24 protein-coding genes and 3 pseudogenes are annotated in these 19,596 nt (G+C 63.8%); 22 read left to right on the top strand and 5 right to left on the bottom strand.

Features of this window, described 5'->3' with window-relative positions; translation table 11 throughout:
- Positions 1 to 10 precede the first annotated feature (10 nt).
- Positions 11 to 466 carry a MarR family winged helix-turn-helix transcriptional regulator gene (locus BRAD3257_RS23515; protein ID WP_122403805.1) on the top strand — a complete coding sequence of 152 codons (456 nt, stop codon included), beginning with the start codon at positions 11 to 13 and terminating at the stop codon, positions 464 to 466.
- A 114-nt stretch (positions 467 to 580) separates the two neighbouring features.
- On the opposite strand, the gene BRAD3257_RS23510 is transcribed toward BRAD3257_RS23515, so the two are convergent.
- Positions 581 to 1,777, bottom strand: a complete 1,197-nt coding sequence (locus BRAD3257_RS23510; RefSeq protein WP_122403804.1) for an amidohydrolase family protein — start codon at positions 1,775 to 1,777, stop codon at positions 581 to 583.
- 157 nt (positions 1,778 to 1,934) lie between these two features.
- On the opposite strand from BRAD3257_RS23510, the gene BRAD3257_RS23505 reads away from it, so the two are divergent.
- The 10 genes and pseudogenes from BRAD3257_RS23505 (at position 1,935) to BRAD3257_RS23460 (ending at position 6,785) form a co-directional block, all read left to right on the top strand.
- A complete protein-coding gene (locus BRAD3257_RS23505) occupies positions 1,935 to 2,708 on the top strand; it encodes a ferredoxin--NADP reductase (RefSeq protein ID WP_122403803.1) in 774 nt (257 codons plus the stop codon).
- A gap of 94 nt (positions 2,709 to 2,802) precedes the next feature.
- A complete protein-coding gene (locus BRAD3257_RS23500) occupies positions 2,803 to 3,126 on the top strand; it encodes a hypothetical protein (protein WP_122403802.1) in 324 nt (107 codons plus the stop codon).
- Positions 3,127 to 3,230: 104 nt separating this feature from the next.
- Positions 3,231 to 4,467: pseudogene (locus BRAD3257_RS23495) on the top strand (cytochrome P450).
- A 130-nt stretch (positions 4,468 to 4,597) separates the two neighbouring features.
- Positions 4,598 to 5,059, top strand: a complete 462-nt coding sequence (locus BRAD3257_RS23490; protein ID WP_122403801.1) for a DUF2267 domain-containing protein — start codon at positions 4,598 to 4,600, stop codon at positions 5,057 to 5,059.
- A gap of 70 nt (positions 5,060 to 5,129) precedes the next feature.
- Positions 5,130 to 5,558: a CBS domain-containing protein gene (locus tag BRAD3257_RS23485; RefSeq protein ID WP_122403800.1), complete on the top strand. Its 429-nt coding sequence runs from the start codon at positions 5,130 to 5,132 to the stop codon at positions 5,556 to 5,558.
- Between the two features lie 36 nt (positions 5,559 to 5,594).
- Complete coding sequence (locus BRAD3257_RS23480) at positions 5,595 to 5,780, top strand: hypothetical protein (RefSeq protein ID WP_122403799.1); 186 nt, start codon at positions 5,595 to 5,597, stop codon at positions 5,778 to 5,780.
- 14 nt (positions 5,781 to 5,794) lie between these two features.
- Positions 5,795 to 5,995 carry a hypothetical protein gene (locus BRAD3257_RS23475; RefSeq protein ID WP_122406730.1) on the top strand — a complete coding sequence of 67 codons (201 nt, stop codon included), beginning with the start codon at positions 5,795 to 5,797 and terminating at the stop codon, positions 5,993 to 5,995.
- A gap of 1 nt (position 5,996) precedes the next feature.
- Positions 5,997 to 6,224, top strand: coding sequence for a hypothetical protein (locus tag BRAD3257_RS23470; RefSeq protein ID WP_122403798.1), 228 nt, complete (start codon positions 5,997 to 5,999; stop codon positions 6,222 to 6,224).
- Between the two features lie 15 nt (positions 6,225 to 6,239).
- Positions 6,240 to 6,503 (top strand): hypothetical protein, encoded by a 264-nt coding sequence (locus tag BRAD3257_RS23465; RefSeq protein ID WP_122403797.1) that lies wholly within the window; start codon positions 6,240 to 6,242, stop codon positions 6,501 to 6,503.
- 39 nt (positions 6,504 to 6,542) lie between these two features.
- Complete coding sequence (locus BRAD3257_RS23460) at positions 6,543 to 6,785, top strand: hypothetical protein (protein ID WP_122403796.1); 243 nt, start codon at positions 6,543 to 6,545, stop codon at positions 6,783 to 6,785.
- A gap of 34 nt (positions 6,786 to 6,819) precedes the next feature.
- Here BRAD3257_RS23460 and BRAD3257_RS23455 read toward each other — a convergent pair whose 3' ends face one another.
- Positions 6,820 to 8,070 (bottom strand): DUF763 domain-containing protein, encoded by a 1,251-nt coding sequence (locus tag BRAD3257_RS23455; protein WP_122403795.1) that lies wholly within the window; start codon positions 8,068 to 8,070, stop codon positions 6,820 to 6,822.
- 124 nt (positions 8,071 to 8,194) lie between these two features.
- Between BRAD3257_RS23455 and BRAD3257_RS23450 the strand changes: the two are divergent.
- From BRAD3257_RS23450 to BRAD3257_RS41120, 7 genes and pseudogenes are all read left to right on the top strand, one after another.
- Positions 8,195 to 9,338 (top strand): annotated as a pseudogene (locus BRAD3257_RS23450) (mechanosensitive ion channel family protein).
- Positions 9,339 to 9,426: 88 nt separating this feature from the next.
- The gene (locus tag BRAD3257_RS23445) at positions 9,427 to 10,137 is read left to right on the top strand and encodes a TetR/AcrR family transcriptional regulator (RefSeq protein ID WP_122403794.1); all 711 of its coding nucleotides are present in this window, start codon (positions 9,427 to 9,429) and stop codon (positions 10,135 to 10,137) included.
- Positions 10,138 to 10,168: 31 nt separating this feature from the next.
- Complete coding sequence (locus BRAD3257_RS23440) at positions 10,169 to 11,053, top strand: amidohydrolase family protein (protein WP_122403793.1); 885 nt, start codon at positions 10,169 to 10,171, stop codon at positions 11,051 to 11,053.
- A gap of 70 nt (positions 11,054 to 11,123) precedes the next feature.
- Positions 11,124 to 11,837 (top strand): PIG-L deacetylase family protein, encoded by a 714-nt coding sequence (locus BRAD3257_RS23435; RefSeq protein ID WP_122403792.1) that lies wholly within the window; start codon positions 11,124 to 11,126, stop codon positions 11,835 to 11,837.
- A complete protein-coding gene (locus BRAD3257_RS23430; protein ID WP_122403791.1) occupies positions 11,834 to 12,517 on the top strand; it encodes a 4-carboxy-4-hydroxy-2-oxoadipate aldolase/oxaloacetate decarboxylase in 684 nt (227 codons plus the stop codon). The genes BRAD3257_RS23435 and BRAD3257_RS23430 overlap by 4 nt, the downstream gene beginning before the upstream one ends.
- Before the next feature lie 24 nt (positions 12,518 to 12,541).
- Entirely contained in the window at positions 12,542 to 13,411 is an 870-nt protein-coding gene (locus BRAD3257_RS23425; RefSeq protein WP_122403790.1) for an ABC transporter substrate-binding protein, read from the top strand.
- Positions 13,411 to 13,545: pseudogene (locus BRAD3257_RS41120) on the top strand (NAD(P)-dependent oxidoreductase); the annotation flags it as partial. The gene BRAD3257_RS23425 and the pseudogene BRAD3257_RS41120, both read left to right, overlap by 1 nt.
- A 52-nt stretch (positions 13,546 to 13,597) precedes the next feature.
- On the opposite strand, the gene BRAD3257_RS23415 reads toward BRAD3257_RS41120, so the two are convergent.
- Positions 13,598 to 13,912, bottom strand: coding sequence for a hypothetical protein (locus tag BRAD3257_RS23415; protein WP_122403789.1), 315 nt, complete (start codon positions 13,910 to 13,912; stop codon positions 13,598 to 13,600).
- A 229-nt stretch (positions 13,913 to 14,141) separates the two neighbouring features.
- Positions 14,142 to 15,383 carry an amidohydrolase family protein gene (locus tag BRAD3257_RS23410; protein ID WP_122403788.1) on the bottom strand — a complete coding sequence of 414 codons (1,242 nt, stop codon included), beginning with the start codon at positions 15,381 to 15,383 and terminating at the stop codon, positions 14,142 to 14,144.
- 147 nt (positions 15,384 to 15,530) lie between these two features.
- Here BRAD3257_RS23410 and BRAD3257_RS23405 point away from each other — a divergent pair, with 147 nt between their 5' ends.
- The gene (locus BRAD3257_RS23405; protein ID WP_122403787.1) at positions 15,531 to 15,947 is read left to right on the top strand and encodes a nuclear transport factor 2-like protein; all 417 of its coding nucleotides are present in this window, start codon (positions 15,531 to 15,533) and stop codon (positions 15,945 to 15,947) included.
- Here BRAD3257_RS23405 and BRAD3257_RS23400 read toward each other — a convergent pair.
- Positions 15,944 to 16,702 (bottom strand): GntR family transcriptional regulator, encoded by a 759-nt coding sequence (locus tag BRAD3257_RS23400; protein ID WP_122403786.1) that lies wholly within the window; start codon positions 16,700 to 16,702, stop codon positions 15,944 to 15,946. The genes BRAD3257_RS23405 and BRAD3257_RS23400 overlap by 4 nt on opposite strands.
- A gap of 194 nt (positions 16,703 to 16,896) precedes the next feature.
- Between BRAD3257_RS23400 and BRAD3257_RS23395 the strand changes: the two genes are divergently transcribed.
- The 3 genes from BRAD3257_RS23395 to BRAD3257_RS23385 are packed head-to-tail and all read left to right on the top strand — an operon-like array spanning position 16,897 to position 19,595.
- A complete protein-coding gene (locus BRAD3257_RS23395) occupies positions 16,897 to 17,754 on the top strand; it encodes an ABC transporter ATP-binding protein (protein WP_244607674.1) in 858 nt (285 codons plus the stop codon).
- On the top strand, positions 17,754 to 18,530 hold the full coding sequence (locus tag BRAD3257_RS23390) for an ABC transporter permease (protein WP_122403784.1): 777 nt from the start codon (positions 17,754 to 17,756) through the stop codon (positions 18,528 to 18,530). The genes BRAD3257_RS23395 and BRAD3257_RS23390 overlap by 1 nt, the downstream gene beginning before the upstream one ends.
- 39 nt (positions 18,531 to 18,569) lie before the next feature.
- Positions 18,570 to 19,595, top strand: a complete 1,026-nt coding sequence (locus BRAD3257_RS23385; RefSeq protein ID WP_122403783.1) for an ABC transporter substrate-binding protein — start codon at positions 18,570 to 18,572, stop codon at positions 19,593 to 19,595.
- Position 19,596: the final 1 nt, after the last annotated feature.

Here is a 19,596-nt window from a genome sequence, read left to right as displayed (position 1 = left end):
CTGCGAACGGATGGCGAGAAGCGTGGCGGCGAAGAAGAACGTCAAACCGTCGAAACCGCCTTACGTGCTCGACGAGCAGGTCGGCTTCATCCTGCGCCAGGTCTGGCAGCGTCACAGCTCGATCTTCGCCCGCGACATCGGCACCAACCTCACGCCGACGCAATGGGCAGCACTGTCGAAGCTCGCCGAGACCGGCCCGTGCTCGCAGAATCAGCTCGGACGCCTGACGGCGATGGACGTCGCGACCATCAAGGGCGTGATCGATCGTCTCACCGCGCGCGGCCTGACCGAGACGAGCCAGGATCCCGATGACGGACGGCGCCTGCTGGTCAGCCTGACCCGCGCGGGACTGCAGCTTGCGGAGAAGTTGGCGCCGAATGCGCTGGCGATCACGCGGGAAACTCTGGCGCCGCTCGACGCCAAGGAGCGCGAGACGCTGATGGCGCTGCTCAATAAGTTGAGGTGAATGACACCGTCATTCCGGGACACGCGCAGAGCGCGTGAACCCGGAATCCGGAGATTGTTGCGCGAGATTTCCGGGTTCGCGCTCACGCGTGCCCCGGAATGACGGCACGTGCCGTCACTTCGCCACCACCTCCGGCACCTTGCCGGCAGGCGGCGTGTTGCGGCTGCGCTGGGTGCGCACGATGCCGTCGATGATGGTCATACCGATGCCGGGGAGGTCGCCGAGCTGGACGCTCTCCAGAATGTTCTTGCCGGGCGAGTGCTGCGCCTTGTCCATGATGACGAAGTCGGCGGAACGGCCGACTTCAATGAGGCCGCAATCGAGCGCGCGCATCCGGGCGGTGTTGCCGGTGGCGAGACAAAAGGCGATCTCGGCCGGAAGCTCGCCGAGCGAGGACAGCATCGACACCATGCGCAAGATGCCGAGCGGCTGCACGCCGGAGCCGGCGGGGGCGTCGGTGCCGAGGATGACGCGGTGCAGGTCGCCCATCTCGCGCGCGGTGCGCAGCGTGAACAGGGCCGAGCGCTCATTGCCGTTGTGCACCAGTTCGAGGCCGCGCTTGCAGCCCTCGCAGATGCAGCGGATCTGGTCATCAGGCAGGGCGGTGTGGCCGCCATTGATGTGGCCGACCACGTCGGTGTCGGCCTCCAGCACCACGTCCTTGTCGATCAGGCCGGAGCCAGGGATCGAGGGGCCGCCGGTGTGGATCGTGCTCTGGATGCCGTATTTGCGCGCCCAACCGACCATTTTTCGTGCGGTCGGGCCGTCCTTCACGCCACCGAGGCCGACCTCGCCGAGCAGCTTGACGCCGTTGGCGGCCATCTCCTTGAAGTCTTCCTCGACCATCTCGCATTCGATCACCGGCGCGCCGGCGTGAACCTTCACGCCGCCGGGACGCAGGGTCCAGAACGCGCGCTGGGCGAACACGGCCATGGCCTTGAGGCCGACGACGTCGCGGGGACGGCCGGGCATGTGGACTTCGCCGGCGGAGATCATGGTGGTGACGCCGCCATGGAGGTAACTGTCGATCCAGTTGATCTGGTTCTGGCGCGGCGTCCAGTCACCGGCGACAGGGTGAACGTGACTGTCGATCAGCCCAGGCGCCACCGTGGTGCCGTTAGCGTCGACGATGGTGGTCGCGCCTTCGGTGTTGACGTCCTTGAAGCGGCCGATCGCGCTGATCTTGCCATTCTCGGCGACGATGGTGTCGCCGTCCAGGATCGGCTTTTCCAAGGCGCCGGACAGGATCAGGCCGATATTTCGGATCACGAGCTTCGAGGGTCCGGCGGCCTGGGGTGCGTCATGCGCCATGGAAAGGGCTCCTTATTCCTAGCTGCAACGCTTCCGATCTTGGGCAGCCTTGACCGCGGGATCAAGCCGGATTATTCATTAGTATACAAATGATCGTGTACAAACGACGCATAGCTGGCCGCCTCGGAACCGCACAGAAGCGAAACGGAAGGGTGAGATGAGCAATTTCAATCAGGAAAGCGTTTTGAGCGTCCACCACTGGACCGATACGCTGTTCTCCTTCAAGACCACCCGCAGCCCGACCTTCCGCTTCCGCAACGGCGAGTTCACCATGATAGGGCTCAAGGTCGGCGAGAAGCCGCTGCTGCGGGCCTACAGCGTCGCCAGCGCCAATTACGAGGACACGCTGGAGTTCTTCTCGATCAAGGTGCCGGACGGTCCGCTGACCTCGCGCCTCCAGCACCTGAAAGAAGGCGACGAGATCATCGTCAGCCGCAAGGCCACCGGCACGCTGGTGATCGACAACCTGGAAGAGGGACGCAACCTCTATCTCATCGGCACCGGCACTGGTCTCGCGCCGTTCCTGAGCGTGATCAAGGACCCCGAGACCTACGAGCGCTTCGAAAAGGTCGTGCTGCTGCACGGCTGCCGGCACGTGAAGGAGCTCGCCTATGGCGAGATGATCACCGAGCATTTGCCGAAGGACGAGCTGCTCGGCGAGTACATCCGCAATCAGCTGATCTACTATCCGACCGTGACGCGCGATCCCTTCCGCAACCGCGGCCGCATCACCGACCTCATCACGTCAGGCAAGCTGTTCACCGATATCGGCCTGCCGGCGCTGGAAGCCGCCCGGGACCGCGTCATGATCTGCGGCAGCCCGGCGCTGGTCGCGGACACCCGCGTGCTCCTGACCGAGCGCGGCTTTGTCGAAGGCAACCACGGCGAGCCCGCTCAGTTCGTGGTCGAAAAGGCTTTCGCCGAGCGCTAAGCCCGAAAGAGACCGCATTTTCGCCCTCTGGCGGGCGTTGCGGCGCCGATTCGGCGCTTGATACTATGTGGGAGCGAATCAGCGGAGTTCCCACATGGTTGCGGACAGCGACAGCAATATCGCCTGGCACCGGGTTCAGTTGAAGAAGAATCGCGCCGAGTTGAAGGCGCTGGAGACCGCGCGCTTCACGATGGGGGAGATCGCCTCGTCGAAGCGGAATGGACAGACCCAGAAGTCGATCGCGGAGCTCAAGCGGAAGATCGCGCAGTCGGAGCGCGCGATCGCCGATCACGACAAGCGCACGCGCCGTCCGCTCGCAACCGATCTGCAAAGCCTCAGCAATGGCAGCTGGAGCCATTGGGACGCCTACACGCAGCAACAGCGCAAAAGCGGGCAGCGTTCACCCGGGCGGGGTTAACCGGTTTCTCGGCATCTGCGCCGTAGGGACGCAGGTATGTCCCCTTGCTCCGGCCGAGCCACCCGCCATCTGGGTGAGATCGCAGCAATTAGTCCGGTGATGCCATGGTCGTGCGCCTCGATTTCACCAGCGAGGCCTTCTTTCGCGATCCGCCCAAGGTGATTGCGACACTACGCATGTCCGGCCCCGTGGTCGCGACACGATTTCCTCTCATTGGCGATGTCTGGATTACCACGACACATGACGCCACCGCGCAGGTCCTGAAGGACAGCGCGACCTTCACGCTGCGCAAGGAGGATGGCGACGTCGCGGGTTTGCGCTGGTGGATGCCGAGATACGTCAGGACCATCGCCAACAACATGCTGACGATGGACGAGCCGGATCACACGCGGCTGCGTAGCTGTGGATGAAGCTTTTCGCCGCCGCGCGATCGTCGCGATGGAGCCGCGAATTCGCGCCATCGCCGACGGTCTCGCCGATCGGCTATTCGCGAAGGAGCGACCGGCCGATCTCGTCCAGCGCTATGCGCGAATCCTGCCGCTCGCCGTTATCTCGGAGCTGCTGGGTTTGCCGCTGGCCGATCGTCCAAAGTTCATCGCCTGGGCGAACGCGATGTCCTCGCTGACGAATGTCCTCAGCTTCTTCCGCTTGCTGTTCGCGTTCCGCAGGATGCGCGGCTACCTCGAGCAGCAGTTGCAGATCGCGCGCGTGCAGGGCGGCGAGGGCCTGATTGCCGAGCTGATCCAGGTCGAGCGCGAAGGCGGCCAGATCACGCCAGATGAAATGGTCTCGATGGTGTTTCTGTTGCTCGCGGCGGGATCGGAAACCACAACGCATCTCATCAGCGGTTCCGTCTACGAGCTGCTGAGGAATTCCGAGCTGCGCGACTGGCTGGAACAGGACTGGAGTCGCGTCGGGCTTGCGGTCGAGGAGTTCCTGCGCTTCGTCTCGCCGGTGCAATTCTCCAAGCCGCGCTATGTGCGGCGCGACGTCGAGGTCGAAGGCGTGCGCCTGAAGAAGGGCGACCGCGTCATGGTGATGCTCGCCGCCGCGAACATGGATCCGGCGATGCATGATCGTCCCGAGAGCCTCGATCTCGAACGTAAGCCGAACCGCCATATCTCGTTCGGCACGGGTATCCATTTCTGCCTCGGCCATCAGCTCGCGCGCATCGAGGCGGCCTGCGCGCTGGAAGCGCTGTTCGCGCGTTGGCCGAAACTCCGGCTCGCTGTCGAGCCTTCGCAAATTCGGTGGCGTCGCAGGCCGGGACTTCGCGCGATCGAGAAGCTTCCGGTTCTGGACGACGCTATGACGGCGATGTCCGCCCAGCGGGCCGCTTGACGAGCCGCAACTCCGGAATCGCGCTCGTTCCGAGTGCAAATTTCATCTGAAGTTTGCGCCTCGGCCAGGAACGGTGCGTGATCGCACCTGTTGTGATCCAAACCTCGAAATCCGGAAGCGGAGGTTTACAATGAGTTCCAGTGCGATTCCGGTGTTCGACAAGACGGCGCAGACGACGCATCTCTGGCTCAACGAGATCAGCGAGCAAATCGGTTTGGACGATCAGCAGTCGTGGCGCGTAACGACGGCCGTGCTGCACGCGATACGTGATCGCCTGCCGGTGGAGCTTGCGGCGCATCTGGGATCACAGCTGCCGCTGCTGGTCCGCGGCGCGTACTATGATCAGTTCCGGCCATCGGCGATGCCGAGCCGGGTGCGATCGCTGGAAGAGTTTCTTCAGCTGATCGCGGAGAAACTGAAGTTCGGGCGACCGGTCGATACGGAGGATGCCGCACGTGCGGTGTTCAATGTTCTCTCCCGGCACTTGACCGCGGGCCAGATCGAAAAGGTCAGGGAAGCTTTGCCGGAGGACGTGCGGGCGATCTGGAGCGCGGAACCCGGCACGACGGATCAGAGGAGTATGTCGCACTAGGCCGACAGAAACCTCCCCACGAGGCCGGCGTTAGCAGACGGATACCCCGAAAGATGACCGGAGATCCAGCATGCAAGTTCACGAGATCATGACATCATCCGTCCACATTGCCGATCCCAACATGACCATACGGGAAGCCTCCCGCTGGATGCGCGACGACGATGTCGGAGCCTTGCCGGTGGGCGAGAACGATCGCCTCATCGGCATGATCACGGACAGGGACATCGTCACGCGCGCGGTGGCGGAGGAACGCGCGCCGGGCAACACGTCCGTGCGCGAAGTAATGTCCGAGGGCGTCTGTTATTGCTTCGAAGACGACGATGTCGAAGGCGCTTCGCAGGTCATGGCCACGCACCAGATCCGGCGTCTCCCGGTGATCAACCGCCAGAAGCGCCTGGTCGGTGTCGTTGCACTCGCAGACATCAGCAGGACAGATGACGAGTGCGCGCAAGACGCGTTGAAGGACATCTCCGCACCCGCTGCGCGGGAGCGGCACTGACGGCGCCACGGCGTCGCTTTCCCACGAGGAGGTCCCATGGCCAGCAAGATGCCACCCGTCCCAGATGCCAACCAGAGCCCCAAGGGAACTGGTGACAGCAAGCAGGTCCGCTCAGACCAGACGCCGCACGGCCAGCGGCGTGTGCAGAATCCGGACCAGCAGGGACAGCAAGGCAACATCAAGCAGAACACGACCAATCAAGGCTATCAGCAAGATCGTTGAGGAGGATGACATTCATGTCGACATCCACCAAGACACCAAACAGCATTCGCCAGGGCGGACCCGGCGCGTCGCATGAGAACGCCAAGTCGCCACTGGAGGTGAAGAAGCCGCCGGCGGATGATCCGCAGCGCAGCCACAGCCGGATTTCCGGCGGTGGGGGAGAGCGCGATTCCCATCATAGGCACGATGAGGCCGGAAAGGGCGGAGGCAGGTGACATGACCAACAAGCAACCCAAGCTGTACGCGCCGACTGAAAAGGACATGCGCGACAATCCCCTGATCGGCGGATCGAAGGGGACGAAGATGGCAGGCATCTCGTCTGACGATCTCGAGGACACCTTTGGCGAGAACACCATCGAAGGCGACGTCGAGAACGACGTGAACATCGGTGGCGGTATCGACAAGGATGTCGCGCGGAGTGGTTCGCCCCGAAGGGGACGGTAAGATTGGAGGCCCACGATGCAGGGCAAGAAGACCCATGAACAGCAAGTGCGCATCCTTGAGCGCAAGCCTGATATTCCCGATGCGCGAGAACTCGAGCAGGCTGCCGGTCATGACCGCCGCGACACGCCCGTTCATCGGACCAACCCGGAGGCGCGTCAAAGCGAGTTTGCGGTGAGCCGCGGCGGTCTCAACCAGGAAAGCGACCACAACAAGCACAACAACCCCGGTCAGCGCGGCCATAAGCCGCCGAAGCCGACGCCAGCGCAACAGAAGCACTGAGCCTTCAGAGCTCGACCACTGCAAGAAGAGGAGAGACCAATGCCAGGTGGGCATGGCAGCAAGACGCATTTCAGATCCGGCATGCATGGCAAGGGCGACGGTACTGGCGCCATGGCCGAAGTCCCCAAGGACAAGATCGGCGACAACATGGTCCTGTCCAACCGCGACAAGGCCCAGCATTCGGATATTCGTGGCATGGACAGCAAGTTCATCCAGACCGAGCAGTATCAGGATCACGCGGCCAATCGGCTCGAGGAGGAGCCGGAGACCGACGAGACCTGAGAGGGGTTCCTCCCGCCAACTTGCGGACCGGTGTTCAGCCGGTCCGCTTTTTTGTGGGCATAAGATCGCGCTCCCAGCCGAACACCGAGCGGCCGTCCAGATCCGGTGAGGCCGCACGTTCACCCGCGATGAAATCCGCAACCGAAGGGCCCTGTGCGGTGCGCTCCAGCCGTCGCGCCTGATCGTCGAGGCGCTTGATCGCCTGCATCTCCTCCTCGCGTCCGAGCTTCGCGTTCTGGATCGCGCCCTTCAGCACCCGAATGGTCTCGTCATAGACCTTGATCGGAACGGGGTAGGGATGTCGGTCCTTGCCGCCATGGGCGAGCGAGAAGCGCGCGGGGTCTCCGAAGCGATAGGGCGCGCCGTGCACGACCTCCGCGACCATCGCGAGCGAGCGCACGGTGCGCGCTCCGACGCCAGGCGTCAGCAGCAGCTCCGGAAAATCGACCGGGCCACGCTCGGCCGCGGCGGCGAGCGTGCCGTGCAGGCGGCGCGCGAACACGTCCTTGGGACGGACGTCGTGATGTGCGGGCATGATCAGGTGCGGCAGCGTGCCTTGTGCCGGCGTGGACTCGGCCTCCATGAGCCGTTCGAATTCGGAGATGATGCGGTCGGGGCCGAGATCGGAGAGCAGCTCGACCTGCGCCGCCCGGGAAATATCGGCGCGATGATCGGTGAGATTGACGATCTCCCCCTGCTGCGGCCCGTCAATTGCGCTGTGCGGCGTATCGACAAAGCTCTTCAGCGCCTCGGAATGCCAGTGATAGCGTCGCGCCTGCCGCTTGTCGCCATTCATGCCCTGCTGCACCACCGTCCATTTGCCGTCGGCGGTAACGAAGAAGCCGTGGAGGTAAAGGTCAAAGCCGTCCTGGACCGCGGCGCTGTCGACCTTGGCCACCAGGCGGCTGGCACGGGTCAGCTTGATGCCGTCGAATCCGACGCGGTCGCCGAGTTGCAACAGCTCATCCGGCGTCTTGCGCGAATGCTGACCTCGGCCGCCACAGACGTAAATCCCGAGCTCGTCCTGAAGCGGTCCGAGCCCACGCTTCAATGCGCCGATCACGGAGGTGGTGATGCCGGAAGAGTGCCAGTCCATCCCCATCACGGCGCCGAACGACTGGAACCAGAACGGATGCGAAAGGCGCTGGAGAAACGCATCGCGGCCGTAATGATGCACGATCGCTTGGGTGACGATCGCCCCCAGCGAGGACATGCGGCTCGCCAGCCACGGCGGAACTCGTCCGGTGTGAAGAGGAAGATCAGCGCTGCCGGTGCGTCGAGTCATGGGTAGCCAAGCTAGCGCATTCCGGCGACGGTTGCACCAGTGGGATGCCGCGTTGCGCGAGGCCGGGGAGCGAAGCTCGCCGCAACGCGTTGAACGCTGACGGGAATGCATTACGGGGACACTCATGAATTGGCAGGGTCTCATGGCCGACATCGACGGGATGCTTGGTTGGGTACCGTCATGGTTCATCGGTCTCAGTCTGGTTGCCGGTGCGATCATCGTCGCGCTGTTCGCGCACCGGGTCGCGGCCTGGCTGCTCAACCGCACCTTCGGAACCCGTCTTCCGCTCTTGCGTGTGTTCATCCAGCGTACGGCAGGCCCGGCGCAAATGGCGCTCTGCCTTGCCGCGGTCGCGCTGGTGCTGCCGCTTGCGCCGCTCGACGACATAATCCGCACCCCGCTGACGCGCCTGTTCGTCGTGTTCTTCATCGCCCTGACCGGCTGGATCTCCATCCGGATCGTCGACATGAGCGCGGCGCGCTATCTGCAGAACTTTCGCGACGTCACAGAGAACTTCATCGCGCGCAAGCACGTCACGCAAGTGCGCGTATTCAAGCGCGTCACCGACACCATCATCGTCATCATCACGGCGTCGACCGCGCTGATGACGTTCGACTCGGTGAGGCAATATGGCGTCAGCCTGTTCGCCTCCGCCGGCGCGGCCGGCATCATCGTCGGTCTTGCCGCGCGGCCGCTGCTGAGCAATCTGATCGCGGGCTTGCAGATCGCGATCACCCAGCCGATCCGCATCGAGGACGCCGTGATCATAGAGAACGAATGGGGCTGGGTCGAGGACATCGCCTCGACCTATGTCGTGATCCGGCTGTGGGACTGGCGCCGCATGGTGGTGCCGCTGTCCTATTTCATCGAAAAGCCGTTCCAGAACTGGACGCGCGACACCGCATCCCTGATCGGCGTGATCGCGCTCCACGTCGACTATCGCGCCGACGTTCCGCGCATCCGGCGCTGGCTGGAAGGCGCGGTGAAGGAGTCAAAACTCTGGGACGGTGCGGTGGTGAATCTGCAGGTGATCGACGCGGATCCGCGCGCCATCGAGCTCCGCGCGCTGGTCAGCGCGCGGAATGCACCGCAATCTTGGGACCTGCGCTGCGAGATCAGGGAGAAGCTCGTGGCCTTCATCCGCGACGAGATGCCGGAGGCGCTGCCGCGCGAGCGCGCGATCCTGATCCCGTCGGGCGACGATGATGCCGATTTGGTGCGACGGGCCCGCGCCGCCGGAGCAAATGCCGGCGCGGGTCCATAACTGAACGGCCCAGGCCCGTTGCTGGACCGTCCTGCCATTGCCCACGGTTTTTGTTGACGAGACCTTATCTTTTGTACGATAGTACAAATCCCATGATCCGCAAACCCACCAGCAAGGAAACGGCCCGCAAGCCGAACATGCGCGAGGCGATCCTCGCCGCGGCCGAGGAGCTGTTCGCCACCAACGGCTTCAACGCCGTCTCGGTACGCGACATCGCGCAGGCCGCAGGGGCCAATCCGGGCAGCGTCACCTACCACTTCAAGACCAAGGACGGCCTGCTGCTGGAGATCTATCGGCGCCATTGCGGGCCGATGAATCTGCGCCGTTCCGAGCTGCTCGCCGCCGCCAGGCGCGTGCGCGATCTTCAGGACCGGTTGGAGGCGATCGTGCGCGCCTATGTGGTGCCGGCGTTCACCTCGGGCAGCGATCTTGCCGGTGGCGGCGCGCGCTTCACGCGGCTGCGCGCGGTGATGTCCGCGGAGGGCAACGAGGTCGCGCGAAAGATCATCGCGCAGACCTTTGACGACACCAGCCATGCCTTCATCGACGCGATCCATGAGAGCCTTCCGCACATCCCGCGCGCCGACATCGTCTGGCGCAGCCATTTCCTGCTCGGTGCACTCTATTATTCGCTGGTGACGCCGGAGCGCGTGTCGCGCCTGTCGCGCGGCGAGGCCGACGGCAGTGATGCCGCGGGCGCCATCGAGCAATTGGTGCAGGCCACCGTCGCCGCCTTCCAGGCGCCGGCGCTGGATCAGACGGCGCCGGCGCGGCGGCGGCCGGCCCTCAGCAGCAAAACTTGAAGCAAGCGATCTCGCTTCGGCGGTTCACCCGATGACGACGATGTACACGCCGACCATTCCGCCGCCCGATCCGAACACGCGCAGGCCGACGTTCAAGCTGCCGAAGCTGTCATGCGATGCGCATTGCCACATCTTCGGGCCCGGCGCAAAATATCCTTACGCGCCGGACCGCTCCTACACGCCGCCGGATGCGCCGCTGGAGGATTTCCGCGCGTTGCACGCCAAGCTCGGCGTCGAGCGCGCCGTCATCGTCAATGCCAGCGTGCACGGCACCGACAACAGGGTGGCGCTCGATGCCATCGCGCAGAGCAACGGCGCCTATCGGGCGGTCGCCAATATCGACGACAGCATCACCGAGCGCGGGCTTCGCGTGCTGCACGAGGGCGGCTTCCGCGGCTGCCGCTTCAATTTCGTCCGCCATCTCGGCGGCGTTCCCGACAAGCGCGTGTTCGACCGCATCATCGCGATGGTCACGCCGCTCGGCTGGCACGTCGATCTGCATTTCGATGCGATCGACCTGCCGGAATATGCCAACATGCTGACCAGGCTGCCGCTGCGCTACACCATCGACCATATGGGCCGGGTGAAGGCGTCGGAAGGGCTCGATCAATTGCCGTTCAGGATTCTGATCGAGCTGATGCAGCGCGATGAGAAGTGCTGGGTCAAGATCTGCGGCCCGGAGCGGGTGACCTCGCGCGGTTCGCCGTTCACCGACGCGGTGCCGTTCGCGCGAAAGATCATCGAGACCGCGCCGGATCGCGTCGTCTGGGGCACCGATTGGCCGCATCCCAACGTCAAGGTGATGCCGAATGACGGTGACCTCGTCGACCTGATTCCGTTGTTCGCGCCGGAGCCGGAGTTCCAGAACAAGATCCTCGTCGACAATCCCGCGCGCCTGTTCGAGTTCGAGGCATGACGACGTTGCTGAGATCGAGAAGCTGCGCGCCGCAGGGGACGCCGGCCAACGGCTATCAAAGGAGTGACCCATGAAAACAGGTCTCGTGATCACCGCTCATCCGGGCGATTTCGTCTGGCGCGCCGGCGGCGCCATCGCGCTGCATGCGAAGAAGGGCTATCGCATGAAGATCGTCTGCTTGTCCTTCGGCGAGCGCGGCGAGAGTCAGTTCGCCTGGAAGGAGAAGGGCGCGACGCTGGAATCGGTCAAGGCCGGCCGCAGGGACGAGGCGGAGCGCGCCGCAAAGCTGCTTGGTGCCGAAATCGAGTTCTTCGACTGCGGCGATTATCCGCTCAAGCTCACCGAGGCACACTTCGATCGCATGGTCGACATCTACCGGGAGCTCAATCCGAGCTTCGTGCTGACGCACGCGCTGGAGGACCCGTATAATTTCGACCATCCGAACGCGGCGCATTTCGCGCAGGAGACGCGCGTGGTCGCGCAGGCGATGGGCCATAAGCCCGGCGCGCAGTACAAATATTCGGCACCGCCGGTGTTCCTGTTCGAGCCGCACCAGCCCGAGCAGTGCAACTACAAGCCCGACACGATCCTCAAGATCGACGAGGTCTGGAACGAGAAGCACGAGGCGTTCCAGATCCTCGCCGCGCAGAAGCATCTCTGGGGCTATTACGAACGCGTTGCGCTCAACCGCGGCATCCAGGGCAGCCGCAACACCGGCGTGCCCATGACTTACGGCGAGGCTTATCAGCGCCTGTTTCCGACGGTTGCGGAGGAACTGGCATGAAGTCGGTCGTCGTTCGCAACATCAAGCGCGCCGATCCCGCCGGAATGGCGGAGTACGGCGTCTCGACCGTGCACGAGGCCTATGGCCGCATTGGCCTGATGAAGCCTTACTTGCGCCCCGTCTGGGCAGGCGCGTCGATCGCCGGTCCCGCCGTCACCGTGCTGGCGCAACCCGGCGACAACTGGATGATCCATGTCGCGGTCGAGCAGTGCAGGAAGGGCGACATCCTCGTCGTCGGCTGCACCACCGATAATACCGACGGCATGTTCGGCGAGCTGCTCGCCACCTCGCTCCAGGCCCGCGGCGTGCAGGGGCTGATCATCGATGCCGGCTGCCGCGATGTCAAAGCGCTGCACGAGATGAAATTTCCGGTGTGGTCCCGCGCTATCTCGGCCAAGGGCACGGTGAAGGCCACGCCCGGCTCGGTCAACGTCCCCGTGGTCTGCGCCGGCGTCAATGTCGATCCCGGCGACATCGTCGTGGCCGATGATGACGGCGTGGTGGTGGTCGCGAAACGCTATGCTCCTGAAGTCGCCGAGAAGGCGAAGAAGCGCAACGCGGATGAAGCAGGCAAGCGCACGCGGCTGGCCTCGGGCGAGCTCGGCCTCGACATGTACGGCATGCGCGAGGCACTGGCGAAGGTCGGCCTCGTCTATGTCGACAATCCCGAGGACGTCTGAAGCGACGGGAAGCGGAGCGGGTGCATGGATCGTCTCAAGTTGAAGACCGTGCTCGGTGGTCACCCTCACGTCAAGGCGGTGAAGAGCGGCGAACTCCGCTCCGACCTCTTCGATCTCGACTTTGTCGAGTACACGCCAACCAACGCGGCGTTCAAACCGATGGTGCGCGAGCAAGCCTTCGACGTCTGCGAGATGGCGATCGTCACCTATCTGATGGCGAAAGCCCACGGCAAGCCATTGGTGCTGCTACCGGCAACCATGCTCGGCCGCTTTCAGCATTCCCATGCGCTGTACAACCCCGCGCATCGAACGCTGCGGCCGACCGATCTCGAAGGCAAGCGCGTCGGCATCCGCTCCTTCACGACCACGACGGGGGCCTGGATCAGGGGCATCCTTGCCAACGACTACGGCGTCAATCTCGACAATGTCAAATGGGTGACGTTCGAGGATCCCCATGTCGCCGAATATGTCGACAGCACCGAGCGCGCGCCGAAGGACAAGAAGATTCTCCAGATGCTGCTCGACGGCGAGCTCGACGCCGCGCTCGGCGAGACCTCGGATAATCCCAAGCTGAAGCCGCTGTTTCCCGATCCCGCCGGCGAGGCCGCCAAATGGTACGCGCGGCGCGGCGTCGTGCCGGTCAATCATCTGGTGGTCGTGACCGAGCAACTCGCGAAATCGCGCCCCGATGTGGTCGCGGGCGTTTATGATCTGCTCAAGCGGAACAAGGAGCAGGCAGGACCTGCGGCAACACCCGACCTCGTCCCGTTCGGGATCGAGGCCATTAGGAAGCCGCTCGAGCTGATCGTCGACTATGCGTTTCAGCAGGCGCTGATTCCGCGGTGCTACGCGGTCGAAGAGCTTTTCGATGTGACGACGCGAGGATTGAACTGATGGCAGATGATCCCAGGCGCTGGCAGATCGGGCTGGTCGGCTATGGCGAGGGCGGCAGGATTCTGGCCGAGCATTTGCGTCAGCAGGACATCAAGATGGCCGCCTACGACATCAAGCTCGGTGGCGAGCAGGGCGAACCGAGGCGGACCGGATCCTCGCCAAGATCAATCGCACCAAGTAATCAGATCAAGATCGTGCCAAGACCCGAAAGCTCACGACCTGGTCGCGCGCGCGTTCGATCAGATCGATCAGATTTCTGGATTTGCGGACGAGCTGCTCCGTGGCCGGTTGTGTGCGGAATTCCGCTAGCACGGCGCGAACGCATTTGTTGGCGGCATCGAGCGTCCAGAGCGTACGGTTCACGTCGGCCTGCGTCTGGATCGCCGTGATATCGAGACCCGAGAGAACATGGCCGATGCCGTCGAGCCGCTTCACCGCCGAATCGGTGGGTGTACGGGCCGGGACGGAATCATCATCGATGCTGCTGAATGCGCTGAACATACCCCTACTTCCCCACTGAACGCATATGGTCAGTGCAGGCCGTAGTTATGGTCGGCGTGGCCAGCCTCGCAATGCGTTGGGCTACGGTCCGGGATTCTACCGACTTCGGTAGGCTCGAGCCGGCGGTAAAATCGAACTGCGGGGACCGCTCGTACGACGGCGTGATGACCAATTCGGAATGTTCCGCGTGCAGTGTCACGCGATCCCGGGATATCCAGCGGAACCGCTCTCACCTCTTCGGACTGAACAGGGTGGGCCGCTGCCGCGCAAATGTCTGCCGGCCGCCCTTGAAGCCCATCAGGACATCGGGCAGCTCACCGATAGCGAAGCGGCCGTCCTTTGTATCGAGCACGATGAGATCGGCGGGATTGCCGACCTTGATACCGTAATCGCTGAGGTTCATCAGCCGGGCCGGGAGCTCGGTCACGAGATCGAGGCAGGTGTCGAAATCGCTCACCGAGGCGTGCGCGACATTTGCGTAGAAATTCGCCATCCGCAGCAGCGAGGCATCGCCGAACGGCGTGAAGGGGTTGAGCACGTTGTTGGTCGCGATCGAGCACACGACGCCGTCGCCCGCGAGCTTGTGTGCAAGCGTCAGCCCGCGTGGCGCGTTGCAGGGAGCTTCGCGCCCCATCAGATAGAGATCGGTCGCGGGCAGCACGGTGACGGCAATGCCGGCCTTTGCCAGCTGCGCGGTGGCGGCCTTCATACGCTCCGGCGGCAGTGCGGAGAGTTTTGTCGCGTGGCCGATCGCCACACGTCCCCCGTAGTTGCGCCGCCCGGTCTGGCGGCAAACCTCATCGAGATGCCACCAGGTGGGGTCGAGATCGAAATCGAGATGCAGGTCGACATCGACGTCGAATTCCTCAGCGAGATCGAAGACGCGCGCGAGATGCGCATTTGGGTCGGCGTCCATGTAGGGACAGCCGCCGATGACCTCGCCGCCGTCGCGCAGCGCCTGGATCAGCAACTCCTCGGCTCCGGGATCGTTGGTCAGGCCTTCCTGCGGGAAGACGCAGAGCTCCAGATCGATCGCCCAGGCGTAGTCGCGCTGAAGCGCCTTCACCGCCTCGAAGCCGCGCAAGCCGATGCGCGGGTCGATCTCGACATGCGTTCGCATCCGCGTCGTGCCGTGGACGATGGCGCGTTCGAGCACTTTTGCGCCGCGCGCGTAGACGTCCTCGACCGTGAAATCCTTCTTCATCCCGGCAACGGCGCGGATCGCTTCCGAGAGGCTGCCGTGATCGTGCGCGCAGCGGCCGAGCAGGCAGGCCTTGTCGAGATGGATGTGCGTGTCGACGAACCCGGGCAGGGCGAGATGCCCACTGAGATCGATCTCGACAGCCTCGCAGGCGAGGTGGGGCTCGATCGCTGCGATACGTCCGCCCTTCACGCCGATATCAAGGGGTGCGGCGGATGATCGCAACAGCGCGTTGCGGAAGATCAGGTCTAGGGAGCTCTGGGTCAGCATGGCGTGAATTCAACTGCGGCAGCCTAGCGGAAGCCGTGGCAGCAGGCAGCTCCAGAATGTGTGCAGTCGGGGTGGCGGATTGTTCAAAAAATATGCATGCACTTTGAGGGCTGAATTGTAGAATGCCGGCACTCTGGAGAACCCGCCATGTCCGTGCCCGCCAAAGCCGAACGTCCGATGACCGACGCCGAAATCGTGGAGGCCTATCTCACGGCTTCGATGATACCCGATCCCGACGCAGCGGTGGCTTACATGAAGCCGGGGACGGTGATCACGTTCACCGGCGGACGCGAGTTCGATCATCCGCGTGGGCCGACCGGCTTCAATGCGAAACGCTATCGCTGGGTCAAGAAGAAGATGGACCGCTTCGACGTCTGCCCCGGTGCGGAGGAGACCGTCGTCTACAGTGTCGGCACGCTCTACGGCGAATGGATGGACGGTACGCCGTTCGAGGGCAACCGCTATGTCGACCGCTTCGTCGTCCGGAGCGGGCAGATCGTCAAGATGGATGTCTGGAATGACAGCGCCGAGCGCATCCTCGTTCAGCGCGGCATCGAGGCTTAGCCCCTCCGCGCGATTTTCGGCAGCTTGACGACGCGGTCGCTCGTCACCTCGTCGGCATAGGGCGCCAGAATATCGAGCAGATCACGGCCGCGCTGCGGAGTCGGAGCGACCAGCGCGCGATTGGCCACGGAATCGAGGTGATGATGCATCAGTTCCATCACCTTGGCCGCGTCGCCCTTGGCCAGCGCTGATATGATGGCGCGATGCTCGTTGATGGCGCATTCGGTGGAATGCGGCCGGCTGTAGAGCGACAGCGTCAGGCAGCAGCGATAGGCGACCTCGCTGACATAGCGCACCAGGATCGGGCTGTTCGTCATGTGCGCGAGCAGGATGTGGAATTCGGTCGCGAGCCGGATCGAGACCGCATCCGTGCCGCCGCGGGCGCGATCCTCGGCGTCGACATGGGCGTTCAGCTCGGCGATCTGCGCCTTGGTCAGCTTGCCCGCGAGCTGACGCACGACGAGACGTTCGAGCTCGATGCGGATGTCGAATGCGTCGCGCGCCTCCTGCCAGCTCGGCGTCGCCACCACCGCGATCCGGTTGCGGCGGAGCTCGACGAGACCTTCGGCGGCGAGTTGGCCCAGCGCGTGGCGGGCAATGGTGCGGCTGACGCCAAAGCGCTCGCCGAGCGCGTCCTCGGGCAGCTTTGCGCCGGGCTCCAGCGCCTGCTCGATGATGGCGCGCCGCAACGCGCGGCAGATCACGCTGACCTTGTCCGATGATTCAGAAGTCCTGCTGCTCGCGCGCGCCGGCATCGGCGAATCCCATACGAGGTGAGATCTCTCTTTAGCATAGGCTCGCGTCAATTCAGCGCTCGAATTGCATGCAGTTTGGGGCCCGCGCTGCCCAAATCGAATCCGGTGATTTGGCGCAGGTTTTGGCGAGGTCATTGAATTCGCGGGCGCCGATCTCTGGCATCTGGCTTGCATGCACTTTGACCGTGATGCGCATGCAACCCAAGACCCAGCTTGACCGCCAGCCCCGTCCCGAAGGCGCCGCCGCGACTGCTATCGAGCTGTCGGAAGCGTCCGTGACCTTCGGGCGCGGCGACCGCGCCGTGCCGGCTCTATCGAAGACCACGCTGAAAATCGCTGACGGCGAGTTTGTCGCACTGGTCGGCCCGTCCGGATGCGGCAAGTCGACCATTTTGCGTCTCGTCAGTGGCTTGGTGCAGCCGACCAGCGGCGTCGTCATCGTCGGCGGCCGCGAGGTGGCGGCGCGGGCGATGCGAGTCGGCATGGCCTTCCAGAACCCGACCATGCTGCCGTGGATGACGATCGAGCGGAATATCATGCTGCCGCTGAAGATCGTCGAGCCGTTCCGCTCGAATTTCCGCAGGCTGCGCAAGACCGAGTTTCGCGACAAGGCCAACGCGCTGCTGGAGCAGGTCGGCCTCAAGGGGTTCGGCAGCCGTTATCCCTGGCAACTCTCCGGCGGCATGCTCCAGCGCGCCAATCTCTGCCGCGCGCTGATCCACGAGCCACGCATGCTGCTGCTGGATGAGCCTTTCGGCGCGCTCGACCAGTTCACCCGCGAGGAACTGTGGGCGATCCTTCAGACCCTCTGGATGACGCACAAGCCGACCGTGCTGCTGGTCACTCACGATCTGCGCGAGGCCGGTTTCCTCGCCAGCCGCATCTGCGTGATGAGCGCGCGCCCCGGCCGCATCCTCGACGACAGCCGCGTCGGGTTCGCGCGGCCGCGCACGGTCGCGATGACCTTCGAGCCGGATTTCGTCGCGCTGAACCAGAAGCTGCGCGCCTTCATCGAAGATGCGCGCAGCGCAGCTGTGCAGGGGGCAGGCTGATGTTCGGGATCGATGTCAGGCAGAAGGCGTGGTCGGCGGGGCTGATCGTGCTGTTCTTCCTCGCCTGGGAGCTGTTCTGCCTGATGACCGGCATGTCCGACCTGGTGTTGCCGCGGCCCTCGCAGGTGTTCGTGACGCTGGTCCAGCGTTTCCCGGTGCTGTGGCCGCACATCGTGCAGACGCTCGCCACCACCATGTTCGGCTTCGTCCTCGGCGTCGCGCTCGGTGTCGCCCTCGGCGCGATCATCGGCGTCTCCAAGACGGCCTATGACACCTGCTATCCGCTCCTGATCGGCTTCTCCTCGATCCCCAAGGTCGCTGTCGTGCCGATCTTCGTCCTGTGGTTCGGCTCCGGCACGCTGCCGGCGGTGCTGACCGCGCTGTCGATCTGCTTCTTCCCGATCGTCGTCAATATCGCGACAGGCCTTGCGACCACCGAGCCCGAGCTCGAGGACGTCTTGAAGGCGCTCGGCGCCAGCAAGCTCGACATCCTCTGGAATGTCGGTCTGCCCAGGACCATGCCGTTCTTCTTCGCTTCGCTGAAGGTCGCGATCTCCTACGCTTTCGTCGGTGCAGTGCTGTCGGAAACGGTCGCCTCCAACCGCGGCATCGGCAACGTCATGATGACCGCGTCCTCCAACTTCAACGTGCCGCTGGTGTTCGCCGGCCTGTTCGTGCTCGCCGGCCTCGGCGTCGCGCTCTACGTCGTGTTCTCGCTGATCGAGGGCCAGGTCACCGGCTGGGCCACGCGCAAGAACGACGTGATCGCCACCTGAATTCTTGAACCGTCACGCAACGAAGCTGAGGAGGTCTCGATGTTGAGGATGTTAAGTGCGGCGCTGGTGGGATTGGCGCTGTCCGCAGGCGCCGCTACGGCGGAGGAAACCACGATCAAGTTCACACTGGGCTGGAAAACCCAGGGCAGCGACGCCGCATTCTTCTATGCCAAGGACCACGGTTTCTTCAAGGAAGAGGGCCTCAACGTCGTCATCGACCAGGGCGAGGGCTCCGGCGCCACCGTCACGCGCGTGATGTCCGGCGCCTATGACGCCGGCTTCGGCGACGTCAATGCCATCATCCAGAACGCCTCGACCAAGCCGCAGGAGGCGCCGGTGATGGTCTACATGATGTGGAATCAGCCGCCGTTCGCCATCGTCGCCAAGAAGACCAGTGGCATCAACACCATCAAGGATTTCGAAGGCCACACGCTCGGCGGCGCGCAGGGCACGCCGACGACGCGCCTTCTGCCGGTGTTCACGCGCAAGAATGGGCTCGACGGTGAAAAGATCAAGATCTCCAACATGGCGCCGAATCTGCAGGAGCCGATGCTGATCAAGGGCGATATCGATGCCGCCCTGGTCTTCAATATCACCAGCTATTTCAACCTGGTGCTCAACCGCCAGGATCCGGAGAAGGACTTCAAATGGTTCTCGTTCGGTGAGTACGGCCTCGATCTCTATTCGAACGGCGTGATGGTCTCCCGCAAGCTGATCGCCTCGAACCCGAAGGCCGTAGCGGGCCTGGTGCGCGCCATCAACAAGGGCGCGATCGCGGTTGCCAAGGACCAGAACGCCGGAATGAAGGCGGCGCTGAACTACGACAACCTCATTAATGCCGATGTCGAGAAGCGCCGGCTGCAATATTCCTTCGAGAAGCTGATCGTCTCGCCGGAGATGAGGGAGATCGGCATCGGCGACATCAAGGACGACCGCATGACACGCGCCATCGGCATTGTGGTCGAGGGCTATCAGCTCGCCCGCGCGCCGACGCCGGCAGAAGTGTTCTCACGCGAATTCCTGCCACCGCGCGCGGACCGGGAGCTGGTGTATACTGCCAACTGAT

Source organism: Bradyrhizobium vignae, assembly GCF_900324035.1.
Lineage (GTDB): Bacteria > Pseudomonadota > Alphaproteobacteria > Rhizobiales > Xanthobacteraceae > Bradyrhizobium > Bradyrhizobium vignae.
This window is presented reverse-complemented; position numbering and strand designations above follow the sequence as displayed.